The 15,471-nt window shown below is 60.8% G+C and carries 19 protein-coding genes; 18 read left to right on the plus strand and 1 reads right to left on the minus strand.

All coding sequences use genetic code 11. From position 1 onward, the window contains the following. Positions 1-3: 3 nt before the first annotated feature. The 4 genes from B30_RS20210 to B30_RS20225 all read left to right on the plus strand — a co-directional run bounded on the left by B30_RS20210 (position 4) and on the right by B30_RS20225 (position 2,930). Positions 4-1,224 carry an NAD(P)/FAD-dependent oxidoreductase gene (locus B30_RS20210; protein WP_009574098.1) on the plus strand — a complete coding sequence of 407 codons (1,221 nt, stop codon included), beginning with the start codon at positions 4-6 and terminating at the stop codon, positions 1,222-1,224. Between the two features lie 33 nt (positions 1,225-1,257). Continuing rightward, positions 1,258-1,938, plus strand: a complete 681-nt coding sequence (locus tag B30_RS20215; protein ID WP_009574100.1) for an MOSC domain-containing protein — start codon at positions 1,258-1,260, stop codon at positions 1,936-1,938. 504 nt (positions 1,939-2,442) lie between these two features. Further along, a complete protein-coding gene (locus B30_RS20220) occupies positions 2,443-2,652 on the plus strand; it encodes a helix-turn-helix transcriptional regulator (protein WP_009574101.1) in 210 nt (69 codons plus the stop codon). A gap of 77 nt (positions 2,653-2,729) precedes the next feature. Beyond that, positions 2,730-2,930, plus strand: a complete 201-nt coding sequence (locus B30_RS20225; RefSeq protein ID WP_009574102.1) for a hypothetical protein — start codon at positions 2,730-2,732, stop codon at positions 2,928-2,930. Here the strand turns inward: B30_RS20225 and B30_RS20230 are convergent. Continuing rightward, positions 2,924-3,502, minus strand: coding sequence for a hypothetical protein (locus B30_RS20230; protein WP_009574103.1), 579 nt, complete (start codon positions 3,500-3,502; stop codon positions 2,924-2,926). The two genes, B30_RS20225 and B30_RS20230, sit on opposite strands and share 7 nt — an antisense overlap. Before the next feature lie 132 nt (positions 3,503-3,634). Between B30_RS20230 and B30_RS20235 the strand changes: the two genes are divergently transcribed. The 14 genes from B30_RS20235 to virB11 all read left to right on the plus strand — a co-directional run bounded on the left by B30_RS20235 (position 3,635) and on the right by virB11 (position 15,038). Beyond that, complete coding sequence (locus B30_RS20235; protein ID WP_009574104.1) at positions 3,635-3,949, plus strand: hypothetical protein; 315 nt, start codon at positions 3,635-3,637, stop codon at positions 3,947-3,949. Between the two features lie 79 nt (positions 3,950-4,028). Beyond that, a complete protein-coding gene (locus B30_RS20240; protein ID WP_009574105.1) occupies positions 4,029-4,586 on the plus strand; it encodes a lytic transglycosylase domain-containing protein in 558 nt (185 codons plus the stop codon). A 16-nt stretch (positions 4,587-4,602) separates the two neighbouring features. After that, positions 4,603-4,884, plus strand: coding sequence for a TrbC/VirB2 family protein (locus tag B30_RS20245; RefSeq protein ID WP_009574106.1), 282 nt, complete (start codon positions 4,603-4,605; stop codon positions 4,882-4,884). A 123-nt stretch (positions 4,885-5,007) separates the two neighbouring features. Then, positions 5,008-5,286 carry a type IV secretion system protein VirB3 gene (locus tag B30_RS20250; RefSeq protein WP_009574107.1) on the plus strand — a complete coding sequence of 93 codons (279 nt, stop codon included), beginning with the start codon at positions 5,008-5,010 and terminating at the stop codon, positions 5,284-5,286. Next, positions 5,276-7,654, plus strand: a complete 2,379-nt coding sequence (locus B30_RS20255) for a type IV secretion system protein B4 (protein WP_009574108.1) — start codon at positions 5,276-5,278, stop codon at positions 7,652-7,654. Before B30_RS20250 ends, B30_RS20255 begins: the two co-directional genes overlap by 11 nt. After that, a complete protein-coding gene (locus B30_RS20260; RefSeq protein ID WP_009574109.1) occupies positions 7,651-7,860 on the plus strand; it encodes a hypothetical protein in 210 nt (69 codons plus the stop codon). Before B30_RS20255 ends, B30_RS20260 begins: the two co-directional genes overlap by 4 nt. Then, positions 7,857-8,969, plus strand: a complete 1,113-nt coding sequence (locus B30_RS20265; RefSeq protein WP_009574110.1) for a lytic transglycosylase domain-containing protein — start codon at positions 7,857-7,859, stop codon at positions 8,967-8,969. The genes B30_RS20260 and B30_RS20265 overlap by 4 nt, the downstream gene beginning before the upstream one ends. Further along, on the plus strand, positions 8,966-9,733 hold the full coding sequence (locus B30_RS20270) for a type IV secretion system protein (protein ID WP_009574111.1): 768 nt from the start codon (positions 8,966-8,968) through the stop codon (positions 9,731-9,733). The genes B30_RS20265 and B30_RS20270 overlap by 4 nt, the downstream gene beginning before the upstream one ends. Positions 9,734-9,741: 8 nt before the next feature. Continuing rightward, the gene (locus tag B30_RS20275) at positions 9,742-10,167 is read left to right on the plus strand and encodes a hypothetical protein (protein ID WP_009574112.1); all 426 of its coding nucleotides are present in this window, start codon (positions 9,742-9,744) and stop codon (positions 10,165-10,167) included. Continuing rightward, positions 10,168-11,181, plus strand: a complete 1,014-nt coding sequence (locus tag B30_RS20280; RefSeq protein ID WP_009574113.1) for a type IV secretion system protein — start codon at positions 10,168-10,170, stop codon at positions 11,179-11,181. It abuts the gene before it with no gap. Between the two features lie 17 nt (positions 11,182-11,198). Continuing rightward, positions 11,199-11,879 carry a virB8 family protein gene (locus B30_RS20285; protein WP_009574114.1) on the plus strand — a complete coding sequence of 227 codons (681 nt, stop codon included), beginning with the start codon at positions 11,199-11,201 and terminating at the stop codon, positions 11,877-11,879. Between the two features lie 5 nt (positions 11,880-11,884). Then, positions 11,885-12,607 carry a TrbG/VirB9 family P-type conjugative transfer protein gene (locus B30_RS20290; RefSeq protein ID WP_009574115.1) on the plus strand — a complete coding sequence of 241 codons (723 nt, stop codon included), beginning with the start codon at positions 11,885-11,887 and terminating at the stop codon, positions 12,605-12,607. 2 nt (positions 12,608-12,609) lie between these two features. Further along, complete coding sequence (locus B30_RS20295) at positions 12,610-14,034, plus strand: TrbI/VirB10 family protein (RefSeq protein WP_009574116.1); 1,425 nt, start codon at positions 12,610-12,612, stop codon at positions 14,032-14,034. Continuing rightward, positions 14,034-15,038 carry a P-type DNA transfer ATPase VirB11 gene (virB11, locus tag B30_RS20300; RefSeq protein WP_009574117.1) on the plus strand — a complete coding sequence of 335 codons (1,005 nt, stop codon included), beginning with the start codon at positions 14,034-14,036 and terminating at the stop codon, positions 15,036-15,038. The genes B30_RS20295 and virB11 overlap by 1 nt, the downstream gene beginning before the upstream one ends. Positions 15,039-15,471 lie beyond the last annotated feature (433 nt).

Here is a 15,471-nt window from a genome sequence, read left to right on the forward strand (position 1 = left end):
GGAATGGAGAAGCAGATACTCATTGTAGGTGCTGGGCAAGCGGCATGTTCTCTAGCAGGGAAATATCGCCAACTGGATAGTGATGCCGTAATCACAATTGTAGGTGATGAGGAATACTTGCCTTATCAACGACCGCCACTATCAAAAAAATTTGTGACCGGAGAAATGAGCGTTGAGAGTTTGTTCCTTCGTCCCAACGCTTGGTACGAAAGAAACAACATCTCTCTTATCTCAGGCCGCCGCGTCGTTCACATTGATAGAAATTCTAAACAAATCCAACTCGATGACCGGCGTATTCTGCACTATGATATGCTTGCATTGACAACTGGCACGCGTCCCAGAGTCCTGCCAAGTGAAATAGGCGGCGATCTCAAGGGCGTCTATCTAGTTCGTGGCATTGACGATGCTAAAGCTCTTGCAACCGAGATGACGGTGGGGCGGCGCGCCTTGGTAATTGGGGGCGGCTATATCGGACTGGAAGCTGCAGCGGCATTCAGGAGCCAAGGACTTCAGGTTCGAGTCGTTGAGATGGCTGACCGCATCTTGCAGCGTGTTTCTTGCGCCGAAACATCAAATTACTTTCGGAAACTCCACCACGAAAATGGCGTACAGATTTACGAAGGCTTGGGCGTGGAGCGTCTCATCGGTGACAATGGCCGTGTGGTCGCCGCTGAGTTTTCGGACGGTAGCACTATGGAGGTTGACTTCGTCATTGTTGGTGTAGGCGTTGTGGCTAACGACGAACTGGCGTGCGAGGCCGATCTGGAAGTAGATCAAGGGATACTTGTAAACGCTTTTGGTCAAACGAATGACAAGGACATTTTCGCAGCGGGAGATTGCACCCGCTTCAAATACTTAGGTCATATGATAAGGTTAGAGTCGGTGCAGAATGCTGTTGATCAAGCCGAGTCAGTGGCAGCGAATATGGCTGGAGTGGAAACGGCATATTTTCCGTTCCCCTGGTTTTGGTCAGACCAATTCGATGTAAAGCTTCAGATTGCAGGTCTAAATCAAGGCTATACTGATACAGTGGTTCGCAAAGGAGCGAAGCCTAGGAGTATGTCAGTTTGGTATTTCTCTAATGGGAGGCTTATTTCTGTGGATGCGATTAATGATCCTCGGATCTTCATGATTGCCAAGAAAATGCTTTCCTCGAATAGGTTGGCGAGTATTGAGCAATTAAGAGATCATGATTTCGATCCAAAATCGATCTTAGTATCTTAATATATTGGCCTGTTCGAAAGCGTGAGGTCGTAAATGGAGCAGACTACCGTTTTAGAAGTGCGGATCGGCATGGCCATGCCGTTTGGGCACAAAAATGAACCTAGCGCCATCATAAAGAATGCAGTTAAGGGTAAGGTTTGGTTATCCAAATTTGGATTGGTAGGAGATGAACAAGCCGACAAAGTCAAGCATGGTGGTCTAGATAAAGCACTTCATCAATACTGCTCCGATCATTATAAACATTGGCAAAGGGTTGTGCCGTTGGCTGAGAACTTGGCGCCTGGTGCATTCGGGGAAAACATTGTCGCGGATATTCATGATGAAGCCAATGTTTGCCTAGGTGATTGTTTTAGAATTGGTGGAGCCGTCGTACAGGTTTCGCAGCCTAGACAGCCATGCTGGAAACTCAATGTGAGGATCAATAAAAGCGATTTCGCCAAACTCGTACAATCGTCGGGGCTGACTGGATGGTATTATCGAGTCCTCGAAGCCGGCTGGATTTCGTCAGGAGACTCGATTTCCCTGATTCAGAGGCCGAATCCAGATTGGACGATTCAAAACGTTCATCGGGCAGTGTATCTTGAAACAGCAAAATTTGATCACCTCAAGGAGCTGGGGACCATAAAAGAACTATCCGCCTCGTGGAAGAAGTTGATTTTAGCTAGGTTAGAAAATCGTAGCATTGAAAGCTGGTCTTCTCGATTTCGAGACTGAGCGACGCTTCCTAAAATCGAAGCAAACTTACTCTAAATCAACAATTAATTTCTTGGAAGGGGCGAAATTCCTTGATTGAGGTATTCAATTATTTTGGTTTTTTGAGTGTCTCAAGTGCGCAATGAGGTCTTCTTGTTGTGAGTCGGAGTCCCGTATGAGGTCGACTTAATTGCAAGAAACTTCGATCAAGTAACAATTTTCCGTTCTTAAAAAAGAGATTCTCTCGAGATTTGAATGGTTTCGGCACTTCAACATTAATAATTCGCCCACCACCTCCTCCCTGTGGGCGAATTTCGGGCGGTACCGATGTTGTCGGTGCCGCCCTTTTCCGAAAGAGCGATTGAACAGTAAAGAATGTGTACGAGACAGCTCAACCCGTGACTTGGATATCTGCAGGCATCCCATTCCGGCGATCTCGCGCCGCTCTAAGATTTCTACTCTACACCTCTGAATGTAACGTATTTCGCGTGGTGATATTTCGTGCAACGTGTCCGTTTCACGGGCATGAACTTGCGGGACCGTGTTGCACTGAACATTCAAGACTTGAGACGCGCCCGCGGCCTCAGCCAGGAGGAGCTTGCTCATCGGGCCAATGTGAGTCGCGGCCATATGGGCAAGGTCGAGAACGCCAAGTTCGCGGCCTCCCTCGACCTTCTCGAACGCATCGCCCGGGCGCTCAATGTCGACCCCGAAGTACTCTTCGCGAAGCGCTAGTCCGTTTCCTTAGGCTTTGATCCAGTCCCCCAACGCGAGGGACATAACTGCAAGAACGGTACGAGTGGCGCGGGTACATGGCGAAGAGAAAGACAGGCTGGCCTTTCCAGGAAGGGTTTCTGAACGACGGGGAGCAGGAGATCCACCTGTTCACCGATTACCGTTGGAATGATGGCTCGGTGAGCCGCCACTGGCATGTCGATCCGGAACGCTTTGATGCTTGTCTGGCCGAGCTACGCCCAATTTCCCTGAAGCCCAGTGATAGCTCAGATCAGTAAGAAAACCACTCCGAGTGGCCCATGTTGCTCTCGTAGTCGCCGTACTCGACCATGATGCTGCGGGAATAGAAGTGCCAAAGACCGCCACCGCTTGGGTAGGCGATCTCCTGACCGCTTTCCGAGATGAATGTCGCGGGCCAGGGCGTGTGGGAACCGTAGACCCGCTGGATGTAGCGGCAGGTCCGGTTTTCGCGATCGCAGGAACGGATCGACCAGTCCCACTGACGCGGCTCGTCGCGCGGCTCGTAGGAGCGTCCGGTGAACCAGATCACATGGGTCCGGTTCAGCCATTCGTATTCCGGCAGATTGGTATCTAGCTCACCCTCGCCGCCGGGCCCGCCCAACTCGACCGGCACATGGGCAAAGGTGCAGACCCCGAAGGGCGGAAGGCTCGGCCAGGGCGTGATACGGCGGATCATGGTGCGATAGGCGCGAGCACAAACGGCGCTCGGGGGGAAACCACCCGCCATACAAAGCATGATGGCGCAATCGATGTCATAGGCCTGCGCCTTCTCAGGGGCTCCGAACACCGCCATCGCCCCCATCACAGCTGCCATCGCCTGTCGCTTCATGTCGCTCTCCCGCAAAAGTTGAGCAGACTATCGCTCAATATGTAATTTTATGCAATATGGCGTATTGACTCCATATGACTTTATGGCCTTAGTGTCGTGAAGTAGAAGGGCTCTCGTGGGGAGAGTCCGAACATGCCGATAGCGCGCAACCAGATCCTGATCACCATCGATGGTGTCAAAGACTTGTCCGAGAAGGGCATCGCGTACCGCTGCCGGTATGAACTCGTGGGGTTCACGGACGATGGCAAGCCGCGCTACCAGTGCATCTACCTGCGCGAGGGCGAGCCGGAAGCCATTCTGGTCTCGACCCGGATCACCCCGCACGGGCCAGAGCCGCGGTATTTCAACATATGGCCGGGGCTCTTCAAACATCATCTCGAGTTCGGTGACGGGCGCGATCTGCGCTTTGGTCCTGAGTACAGCATCACCCTCGAGGAGCGCGGCTGACGTCATCGCCTTCGGCCGCGACGGGACAGCCCGGACATCCGGCTGGACCTTTCATGGCGAGCGGCCTGTATGGGCGGGGTTGGATGATCGCTCTGAAGCCGAAGTCATTCTGGCCTCATTGGACACCGCGCCGCTGTCCGGTCGCGACGACATCCTCTTCCTGATCCGGACGACTGCTGACCGCCACCAAGGGAACCGTGCCCTGCGCCAGGTTGGTCTGGGTGCCGACGACTGGCAGGTCCTGTTCCACGCCCTGGTCGAAGCTGAAAGCAGCTACAATCCGACTGCCGTGAGCCCCAAGGGTGCCTATGGTCTTGGCCAGCTGATGCCGGACACGGCACGTGCCCTCGGAGTCGATCCGCGCGATCCCTCGCAGAACCTCGACGGCGCGGCGCGCTATCTGCTCGCGCAGCTCGCCACGTTCAAAGACATCGACCTGGCGCTGGCAGCTTACAATTCCGGACCGCACCGGGTGGTCGAATATTCCGGTGTCCCGCCTTTCACCGAGACCCGCGACTACATCGCGCGCATCCACCGGATCCGGTCCCGACTCGCGGGTACACCTGTTTCCGCGCCGAACATCCGCGTCGCTGCCCGGGTGCCTGCGCGCGCTCCGGTCCTCATCGATCTTCAGTAAAATAAGGGAACTTCGCATGCTCAGACATCGCCTCAGCCGCCTCTTGCCTGCCGCCACAACCCTGGCGGCTTTCGCAACGCCCGCTCTCGCGCAGGACTTGTCGCCTATCCAGACCATGCTGGAAACCGTCGAGGCCGCGCTGACGGGTCCGATCGGGATCGCGGTCGCCACGCTCGCGGTCATCGGCACCGGCTTCATGTGCATGATGGGGCGGCTGAACTGGGGCTGGTTCGCCTCGGTCATCATCGGGATCGTGCTGATCTTCTCGGCCGGCACCATCGTCGACGGCTTCTCCTGAGGTTGGCCGATGACTTTTCCGCACACTCGCATCCTCCGGTCGTCTCGAACGCGTTTGCACTGCAAACGCTGCCTCGAGACGTCCTACGGATTCTTCATTTCAGCTAAGCGGGAAAGCATCTAGTTGGCAGAACGATCCCCCCTCTTTCTGGGCCTCGCCCGACCGCCCAAGTATCTGGGTCTCCCTGTCGGATACCTGGTGGTGCTGGCGACCGGGGTCGTTCTGCCGTTCATCTGGACCAAGTCGATGGTGTTTTTCCTGATCGGCCTTGTCGCCTATCCGATCCTCTGGTTCGTCGCCGACCGTGAGCCGCATTTCTTCGAAGTGCTGCGCGTCTCCTTTGGATCAGTGCGCCCGACGAAGAACCGGGCCCTGCACGGAGGCGACAGCTTTGGCGCTTGATGCGGGCACACTTTCCACTCACGGAACTGTTCTCCTTAAAGCGGGCGGCGCGGAGTTCGCGCGGGAGAGCTATCTCGCGGAGCACTTGCCGTATTTCGCGCTCGCGGATGACGATGTGATGGTGCTGCGCGAGGGCGACCTCTTGGCGACCCTGCGCCTTGATGGTCTGAACCCGATGACTAGCGAAGACGCCCGGCTTGATGCGCTGAAGCGCGCGGTCGCCGCCATCGTCGCCCAGACCGGCAACGCCTTCGGTTTCTACATCCACCGGATCTCCGTGCCGCAGGATCTCGGGATGCGCCCCATCGAGGGAGACAGTTTCGCAGCCGCGATCGACGCGCGCTGGCGGGCCCATGTCAAAGACCTCCGCCCCGCCAAGCGCCAGCTCTATCTCAGCGTCATCCGGCGCCCGGACATCTCCGCGCGCATCCCGCTTCTGCGCGCTCTGGCCCGCAAGGCCTGGGTCAAGGATCGCGCGACACGCCTGCAGGAGCTGACCGAGGTCATGGGCTTCTTCGAGGTGGCGCTTGCCTCGGCCAATCCAGTCAGGCTCACGAAGTCGGACGGTGAATGGCTGGGCTATCTCAATACGCTGAACGCAGGCAGCTTCTCCCCCATCGCCTTCGGGCAGAGCGCCCTGCCCCTCTCGCATACCCTGAGCAACTGTCGCGCGACCTTTGATGGCGATGTCGTCACCCTGACCGACGTCGTGACCGGTCAGGTCAAATACGGCGCGCTCTTCTCAATGAAGTCCTATCCGGCGCTGACCGACGTCACGCTGCTCGACGCGCTCGACCTGCCGCTCGACATCGTGCTGACGAACTCCTTCAGCCCGATCCCGAACAACATCATGGCCGAACGCATCCAGCGCATCATCCGCCAGATGCACGCCTCCGACGATGCGGCCGTCTCCTTGCGCGAACAGCTCGGGCAAGCAGCCGACGACCAGGAAGCGGGCCGCATCGCCTTTGGCGACCATCACCTCTCCATCGCGGTCTACGCCCCGGACCGCGATACGCTCGAACGCGCCGCCGCCCAGATCAAACGCGTTGGCCAGGAGATCATGTCGGTGATCGTGCGCGAGAACATGGCGCTGAAAGCCACGTATTTTGCGCAGTCGCCCGGCAATTTCGGCTACCGGGCGCGGAAGACGCCGATTTCCTCGATCAACTTCGCGGATTTCGCGGCCCTGCACGGCAGCGTCGAGGGGCGTGGGCCGGACCAGTCACCCTGGGGCCAGACCATCTCGGTCCTGCCGACGGTTGGCACCTCGGGCTATCGGTTCAATTTCCACGAGGCGGGCAGCCCTGGCAAGGAACCGACCGTTGGCCATACCCTTGTGCTGGGGCGCACTGGCACCGGCAAGACACTGACCACTGCTTTCCTCGCAGCACAAGCGCAGCGGGTCGGCGCGCGGCTCTTTTTCTTCGATAAGGATCGCGGGCTTGAGATGGCCGTCCGCGCCCTTGGTGGACGCTACAACGAAATCCGTGCCGGGGTGCCCACGGGGCTCAACCCACTCGCTACGGAGACCGACGAGCGCGGCCGAGCCTGGCTCTCGGACTGGCTCGCGACCCTTCTCACACGCAATGGAACCCTCTCGGGCGAGCAATCTCGCCATATCCAGAGCGCCGTCGGCCAGAACGCCGATGCGGGCGCGACCTTGCAGCGCTTTGTCAGTTTCGAGACCCTGTTCAAGTCGCTCGATGACGACGGCGAGTTGCAATCCCGCGTCGCCGAATGGGCGCCAGGTGGGCGCTATGGCTGGGTCTTTGACGAGCCCGAGCGCGGCGCAGGCCTCAAGCTCACGGGCGACATCGTTGGGTTTGATATGACCGAGATCCTCGACATGACCTCCGAGCGCATGGCGGTGCTCTCCTACATCTTCCGCCAGATCGAACGCGTGGTCGAGGATCGCCGCCCCACCATCATCGTGCTCGACGAGGCCTGGAAGCTCTTGGACGATACCTATTTCGGGGCGCGGCTGGAAAACTGGCTGGTTACGCTTCGCAAGATGAACTGCGTCGTGATCATGATGACGCAATATCCGAGCCAACTGCGCGACAGCCGCGTCGGCAAAACCATCGTCGAGACGGTGCCGACGCAGATCCTCTTCCCGAACGATCGTGCTGCTGTCTCCGATTACGATTTCCTGCGCGTGAACGCCAAGGAGGCCGCGCTCCTCGTCCAGCCCACCATTGGCCAGCGCATCGCCCTTGTCCGCTCGGCGGGCGACAGCGTCTTCGTCGACGCCGACCTCTCCGCCTTGGGCAACCTCCTTCCCATCCTTGGCGGCGGCGCCACAGGCGAGGCGCGTGTGCCCGCCGATTGGCGCGCCAATCCCGATTTCTGGAGACATGTGATATGAGTTTGAAACCTCTCCTCGTGCTTTGCGCCGCCGCAAGCCTGCTGTCGGCTTGCGAGAAATACACCGAGAAAACCTCGCCCTGCTTCGGACGCAATGGCGAGCCGCAGGTGACGCGGTCCGCGCTTTCCTTCTCGACCATGGGCGCACCGGCTCAGGAGACGGCCAAACCCGACTGCACCTTCGAGCCCCTGCCCCGTCCGGAATGAGCCGCGCCGCGATCATATCCGCCGGGCTTTGCCTTGGCCTCGGCGCCCTGCCCGCACATGCCCAGGGAGTGCCGACACAGGACAATTCCGCGATCGGTCGCGCCATCGCGCGGGTGACGGCGCTGGTCGAAGATCTGGGCGTCCAGCAGGACAAGGATCGGACCGAGTCCACGCTCGCCGATGTCCAGGCCGACCAGTTGCGCGTTCTCGAAGAGATGACGGCAGCGATCACCGGTCCCGGTTTCGATATCCGCGCGCTCGAGGGCAATGCGGATTTCGGGGTGGCGGCGGTCTATCCGAACACCGATCCGAGCCCGATGAACAGCCGCCTCTTCGGCGAAGGCCGTGAGACCGTCGAGATGATGATCGTCGAGGTCGCGGGCGAATTCGCAGGCGCCCCCGGTGTGGCCCGTGCCGGGCTCTCGGCCACCCAGTGGCGCTGCCTCTTCCAGGCCCTGATCAAACAGGAAAGCCGCTTCAACGTCGCCGCCGAAAGCCCGGTCGGGGCCTATGGCTTGACCCAGCTCATGCCCGGCACCGCCTCCGATCTTGGAGTCGACCGCTATGACGTGAAAGACAACCTGCGCGGCGGCGCACGTTATATCACCACCCAGCTCAATCGGTTCGGCAATATCCCGCACGCGCTTGCAGCCTATAACGCAGGCCCGGGCCGGGTCATCGAATATGGCGGCGTGCCACCCTTTGCCGAAACGCAAGGCTACGTGCGCAATATCTCGAAGTTCTACAACGAGTATCTCGCCGTGGTGGGCGGTGCCGATGTGCTTGGCACGCTCTCACCTTCAGACTTTGCGCTCGCCGAATATGCCAGCATCTCCGAGGCCGGCGTCTATTACGCCGCCGACAGCTCCGCCACCACCGAACAGGTCATCAACCGGTTGCGCGCGATCATCTTGCAGATCGATGCGCAGCCCAATGCCAAGGCGGCTTGGGAACTCAACACCTACGCCAAGGCCGAGATCGGCCGCATCCTCAACCTCCGCGTCCGGCTGATGGCCGCCAACCAGCAGCGCGAGGCGGCCTATGCGCAGCACCTCGTGGCCGACCGGCTGGCCGAGCGCGACTTCATGCAGATGGGAGTTCCCGAATGAGACACCTTCTCCTGACCGCCGCGGCGGTCACAACACTCGGGCTCGCTTCGCCCGCTGCTGCCCAAGGCGTCCCAACCTTTGACGGCTCGGCATTGCAGCAGTTCGTGGCCCAGCTCGAGCACATGGCCGAGGACCTGAATGTCCAGATGCAGCAGCTCGCGACCATGCGGCTGGAACTGGAAACCCAGCTGTCGCAGCTGACGAACCTCGAGGCGCAACTGACCTCGCTCATTGAAAGCAGTGGGCTCGGAGAACTCTTCGCCACGGTCGAAGAATTCCGCGCGCTGCGTGGCAAACTGGTGGCCCCGCTCAATACCGCGCAATCGCTGGCGAGCGGCGATTTCCTGAGCGGCTTCAATCCCGGCGCGGAACTGTCGGCCTCGGTCGAACGGGTGCTGTCGGGCAGTGGCTTCACCTCGGAGCGCCTGAGCACGCTCTCAGGCTCCGACCAGCCCGCCGACAACCGCATCGCCACCTCAGCCGGGGCCAGTGCCATGCTGTCGGTCGCAGCGCAAGAAAGCCATGAAGAGGCAGGCCACAGCCTCGAACGGCTCGAGACAATGGTCGGGCTCATCGACGATCAGGACGGGCTGAAAGCCGCCGTCGATCTGAACACTCGTGTCACCGCCGAGCTCGGCATCATTCTAACCCAGATCTGGCGGCTGGAAGCAGCGCAAGGCGTGAGCGCCGGCCAGCTCGGCGTCGTCGATGCCGCAACCTTCGCGGATGAGCGCAAGTTCCGCTCGATGGCGGTGGATCCATGAGAATGTCCATGACCCGCAGGTTGGCGCCAATCCGGTCTCTTGGTCTCGCAGCACTTGTCGTGAGTGCCACACCCAGTGTTGCGTTGGCCCAAACCCCGACCACGCAGCCATCCGGTGACACACCCTTCAGCTCGATGGCCATCGCGCGGGAAGCAGAGGACAATTGCCGCATTCCAAAACCGCCCGCCGATCTGGCCGAGACCGCCTATCTGCGCAACGGCTACCGCGCGATCCTGCGCATCCTTGTTGCTGAAGAAGCCCTCGCCTCGGAAACCTGCACCTGCCTGCTGGATCAGTTCACCTGGGATCAGGCGCTTGACGCCCTGCCCCGGTTCCAGACCTCGGACAATCCGCGCCTGCCTTTCAAGGTACTCGATCTCTACGCTCAGGCCGATGCGCTCGAGGCGCAAGTCGTGGAGGCCTGTGCCGAGTAGATGGGCGTTATTCGCGACATCCTGAGCCAGGTCGACGCCGCGGTGGATACCGTGGCGCAGGACGGCTTTGTCTCCTCGGCGGGTGCCGTCGGCGACGTGATCTCCGCCGGGGCCGCACTCCTTGTCGTGCTCCTCGGGATCAATGCGGTCATGCAACTCCGCCCCCTGCCCTTCGGCACCGGCTTTGCCTTCGGGATGAAGGTGGCACTGGTGGGGATATTCGCGCAAAGCTGGGACAATTTCAGCGTCATCTATGACATCGTCACGCGGGTTCCGGACTCCGTCGGTGCCTCGATCCTGGCGCTCACCGGCTCGGGCGACGAGGCCGGGGTCTATGAAAGCCTCGACAACATGGTTGCCCGCATCACCGCCTATGGCGATACGATCGGCGACCGCGCGGGCTGGGTCTTCGGCGCAGTCTTGGGCGCAATCTTCTTCGTCCTTTCAGCCGTCTTTGCCGCCGTCACCGCCGGGATCATCGCCTTCGCCCGCATCGTCTTCGCGCTGATGATCGTCATCGCCCCCTTCATGATCGTGACCTCGCTCTTCAAGCCGACCCAGTCCCTCTTCGAGGCCTGGACCCGCGCCACCATCGGCTATGCGCTCATGCCGGTCGCGGCCGCCGGGGCCGCGGGCATCATCGTGGCGATCGCCGAGGCCATCGGGGACGCCTCCGCCGATCCCGGTGACGTCGAAACCGTCAGCCTCATCCTGCCCTTCCTCGTGATCCTGATCCTCAGCGCCGGGATCATGGCCTCGGTCCCCTACATCGCCTCCAACCTCACAGGCGTCGTGGGCATTGCGTCCAATGCCGTGGGCCTGACCGGGCTTGCACGTCAGGGCTTTGTAAACACACGCCAGTACGGCACGGGCGCAACCTCGCGCCTCGTCACCGGCAAGTCTCCCCATGAGCTGAACCAGATGGCGAACGCGGGTGTGGTGAAGACCGGCGAGATGATCCGGCAAAGCCCCGGCGCGCTTCTCTCCGCCGCCAAGGCCTTCCGCAAACCCTGATGTGAAAGACGATTGACTTGAAGAAGCTTGTGACCAGTTCCCCCGCGCCCGATCGCGATGCTTTCGAGGCGGATTTCATCTACGGGCCAAGACGGCGCGAACGCTTTGCCTGGTTCGTCGCGGCGGCCGGCGTTTTGGCCGGCGTGGCCGGCATGGTCGCGGGCGCGAGCCTTTTTCCCCTCAAAACGACCGAGACCTTCGTGGTCGTTGTGGACAAGGAAACCGGCGAGATGGATCGGGTCGCCGCCGTCCAGGCGCTGACCCTTTCCGAGAGCGACGCCATTATCCAGGCCAATCTCGTGGCCTATGTCGACGATCGAGAGACCTATGACCTGACCGATGGCGAGCAACGCATCAACTCGGTGCTCGACCGCTCGGATGGCGACGCCGCTCGCACATTGCGCGATCTCTGGTCCTCCACCAACGAGGACTACCCGATCACCGTCTATGGACGCGACGCCAAGATCGAGGTGGTGATCAAGTCGGTCAACCAGATCGAGCGCGGCGTGGCCCAGGTCCGCTTTACCCGCACGCTGCGCCGTCCCCGCGACACCCGCACCGTCACCCGGTCCTATGTCGCCACTGTCGGCTATGACTTCCAACCCGAAACCCGCCAGCGCCTTCAGGATGTCTGGGCCAACCCCTTGGGCTTCGTGGTGACCTCCTACCGCGTCGACGCCGAGACCTTGGAGAACTGACCAAGATGAAATCCCTGCCCGCGCTCCTCCTGGCGCTTGCCATGCCCGTTGCAGCATTCGCCGAGGCCACGCCGCAAGGCGGTCCGCTCGATATCCGCATCCGCACTGCTGTCTACAATGAAAACCAAGTCTACCGGATCGAGACCGATCTTCGGCATTCGACCACGATCCATTTCGGGGCGGGCGAGCGGTTTGAAGCAGTGATTGTCGGCGACACCGAAAGCTTCCAGGTCGATCCAATCCCCGAGCTTGGCAATGTGCTGACCATCAAACCGCATGTGGCCAATGCCTCCACCAACATGACGGTCATCACAAACCGCCGCACCTATTCCTTCCATCTGCGCGAGGGCTCGATTCCGAACCGCACCGGCATGTTCTTCGAGGTGCGCTTCCGCTACCCCGACGAGGAACGCCGCGCGGCGGGTGCAACCCAGCCCAAAGGCTTCGAGGCACCGCGCAACTATAACTACCGCGTCTCGGGCGAGGGGGATTTCCGCCCCAGCCATATCTACGACGACGGGCGCTACACGTATTTTGTCTTCCCGGAGAATGGCCGCCAGCCCGCCCTCTTCAAGGCAGATGACCAGGGCCGCGAGCGCACGGTGAACTGGACCCAACAGGGAAACACGGTCCGGGTGCTCGGGGTGAACACCTACTGGACACTGCGCATCGGCGGCGAGGCAATTTGTGCCTGGCGCGACGAGAGCGCGATCTACGTGAGCAACTGACCATGGCCGATCAAACTCCTCCCGATCTTCAGGACCGCCTTGACCAGTTCAGCCAGCGCGGCAAATCCAAACGCCGCGGCAACAGCCTCGGGGTCGGCGCGCTCGCCGCTGCTCTTGCCCTCGGCGGAGCCGGGGTGGCGTATTTCCTGGCCACTGGTCTGCAGGAAGGCGACAGCGCGCTTGAGACCTCCGATGTCGAGACCTTTCAGGACCGCCGCCCCGGCACCGGCGGGCGGCTGGAGTTTCCGCCTGACGAAACCGAGCAACGGGTCAATGAGGCGCTGATCGCCGTCGAGGAAGCGCTTGATGTGCCTGCGGCCCCTGCCCCGGAACCGAGCGCCGCGGTGCTGGCCGAGATTGCCAAGCTGCGCGAGGCCCTCGCCGCCAGCCAGGCTGCGCGCAACTCGGAAATCCAGTCCGCCGTTGCGGACCTGCGCGAGGCCTTCGACGAACAGAAGGCGGCGCTTGAAGCACTTATTGTGGAGAAAGAGGCCGAGCTTGCCAACCTGCAGCGTCAGACCGAGACTCGCATCGAAGGTTTGCAGGCCATGCTCGATGCCGAACGCGCGCAGCGCGAGGGGCTCGAGGCCGAGCTCGACCGCGAGGGGCTGATCGCCGATCAGCGCCTTCTCGAAGAACGCCGCCGTCAGGAAGAGGAGCAGCGCCTGCGCGAGGCCGAGCGGGTTGCCGAGGAGCTTCTGACCGCGCAGATCAAATCCCCTGCCGTGGTCTACGCCGATGGTCCACGAGGTGGCCAAAGTGGCGCGGCGGTTGCCGATCCTGCTGCCGCTGGCACTGGCGGGCCGGTCCGCTCGGGCAATGAGCAGTTCCTGCAAAGTGCGCGGCCGCTCGAAGTGCAGGAGGCCGCGCGTCTCACCCATCCTGAGCGCACCCTGACCCAAGGGTCCGTCATCCAGGCCGCGCTTCAGACCGCCATCAATAGCGATCTGCCTGGCTCCGTGGTCGCGGTCGTCTCCGAGCCGGTCCCGGCGTTTTCCGGGGACCGGATCCTGATCCCCCGGGGCTCCCGCCTTTTTGGCCAATACCGCTCCGGGATCGAGATGCACCAGAAGCGCATCCTGATCCTTTGGACCCGTGTCCTGACACCGGACGGCACCTCGATGGAAATCGCCGCCGTGGGCGGAGATCAACTCGGTCGCTCGGGGCTTACTGGCCTCGTCGACACCAAGTTCGCCGAGCGCTTCGGCGGTGCGGCGCTGATTTCCGTGATCGGGGCGGCACCGGCCGTGGCGGCGGAGAGTGCTAACAACGAAACCACAAGCATCGTCCTTGGCGATGTCGGCAGCGACCTTCAGGATGCCGTCGGATCGGTCATTGCCGACCAGGTTTCGATCGCACCGACGATCTATGTCGATCAGGGGGCCTCGGTCACCGTGCTCGTGGACCGGGATGTGGTGATTTACTGATGGAGCAGGCATCACCAGCCTCATACCTCGAACGCTATCTCGACCCGTTCCGCGACCTCCTGAAGCGCGACGACGTTGTCGAAATCGCTATCAATCCGGACGGCAAGGTCTGGCTCGAGGTCGCAGGCGACGCCACCATGCGCCACGAAGGTCAGACCGTGGATCGCACCACAGCCCTCAACATGGCCCAGACCATCGTCGGCGACGCCAAGGCCCGCGTCTCTGAAAAGAACCCGCTCGTGTCCGGCAAGGTGGAATATGCAGGCCGGCCCCTCCGGGTCCAGGTCGCCGTGCCGCCCGCCATCGATCGCGGGGCCTCGATCACCATCCGTCTCTTCGCCGCGGGCAACGTCCGGGACTACGCGCCCACCTATCTCTTCGGCAAAGCCGTCTCGCTCGACGCGCTCCGCGCCGAGAAGATGAAGAACATTGCCAGTCTTGCCGAAGAGAACCTCGAGGCTGCCCTACAGACCCTGGTCGAGGCACGGCTCAACGTCCTGATCAGCGGCGGCACCTCGACCGGCAAGACAACCTTTGCTCGGCACCTCCTGACCCATGTGAGCGAGCACGAGCGGCTGATCACCATCGAGGACGCCTTCGAGCTCTTCCCCGGCCAACCCAACACCGTCGCCCTCCTGGCCGACCGCGGTGCCGGGTCGCAACGCAGCGCCAACGCCCTCCTTCAAGCCTCCCTCCGCATGCGCCCCGACCGCATCATCGTTGGCGAGCTGCGCGGCGCCGAGGCCCTGACCTATCTCGAAGCGATCAACACGGGCCATGGCGGATCGGTTTCCACCATCCACGCGGAAACCGCAGAGCTCGCCATCGACCGGTTGGCGATCATGGTGCTGCAGGCTGGGACGCCGCTGACCTTTGCCGAGGTGCGGGAATATATCCGGAAGTCCATCGATGTAATCGTCCAGCTCGGGCGGGTCGAGGGGAGGCGGGGGATTACGGAGTTCTATCTGCCTGGATCGCGAGACGTTCCGACAGAGCGAGCGTAGAGCGAAAATACCCTATTTCGTCTATGACAGGCACAGGTGTTCCCGTAATTTAGGAACATTAGTAAGAGTTGTTAAGGTGTATTGCCTGAAAAGGTTCACGATTTGAAAGGACGAATTGAGGAGCCTTTAGATTACTAGAGGCTTCGCAGCCAAATTTTAAGGCAAGGTAGGCGACATTGGGACCAAAAGTTTCAGCACAAGTTTAAGCGGGATGCGATGCATCAGATTACAGTGCGGGTATTCGGGAATTGAGACCTCGCGACGTTTGGGTGGCGGTACGCACCTCAACCCGATTAGCTTTGGGTTACCGATATTACCTAGATCATGACTTATGAAGGCTTGCTGTACATGTGCGTCGTCAATGACCTGTTCTCACGCCGTGTGGTTCGCTGGGACGCCTGTTGTGTGTGAAAGAACACTGAACTGGCTCTGC

This window comes from Celeribacter baekdonensis B30, from assembly GCF_000299875.1.
GTDB classification, from domain to species: domain Bacteria; phylum Pseudomonadota; class Alphaproteobacteria; order Rhodobacterales; family Rhodobacteraceae; genus Celeribacter; species Celeribacter baekdonensis_A.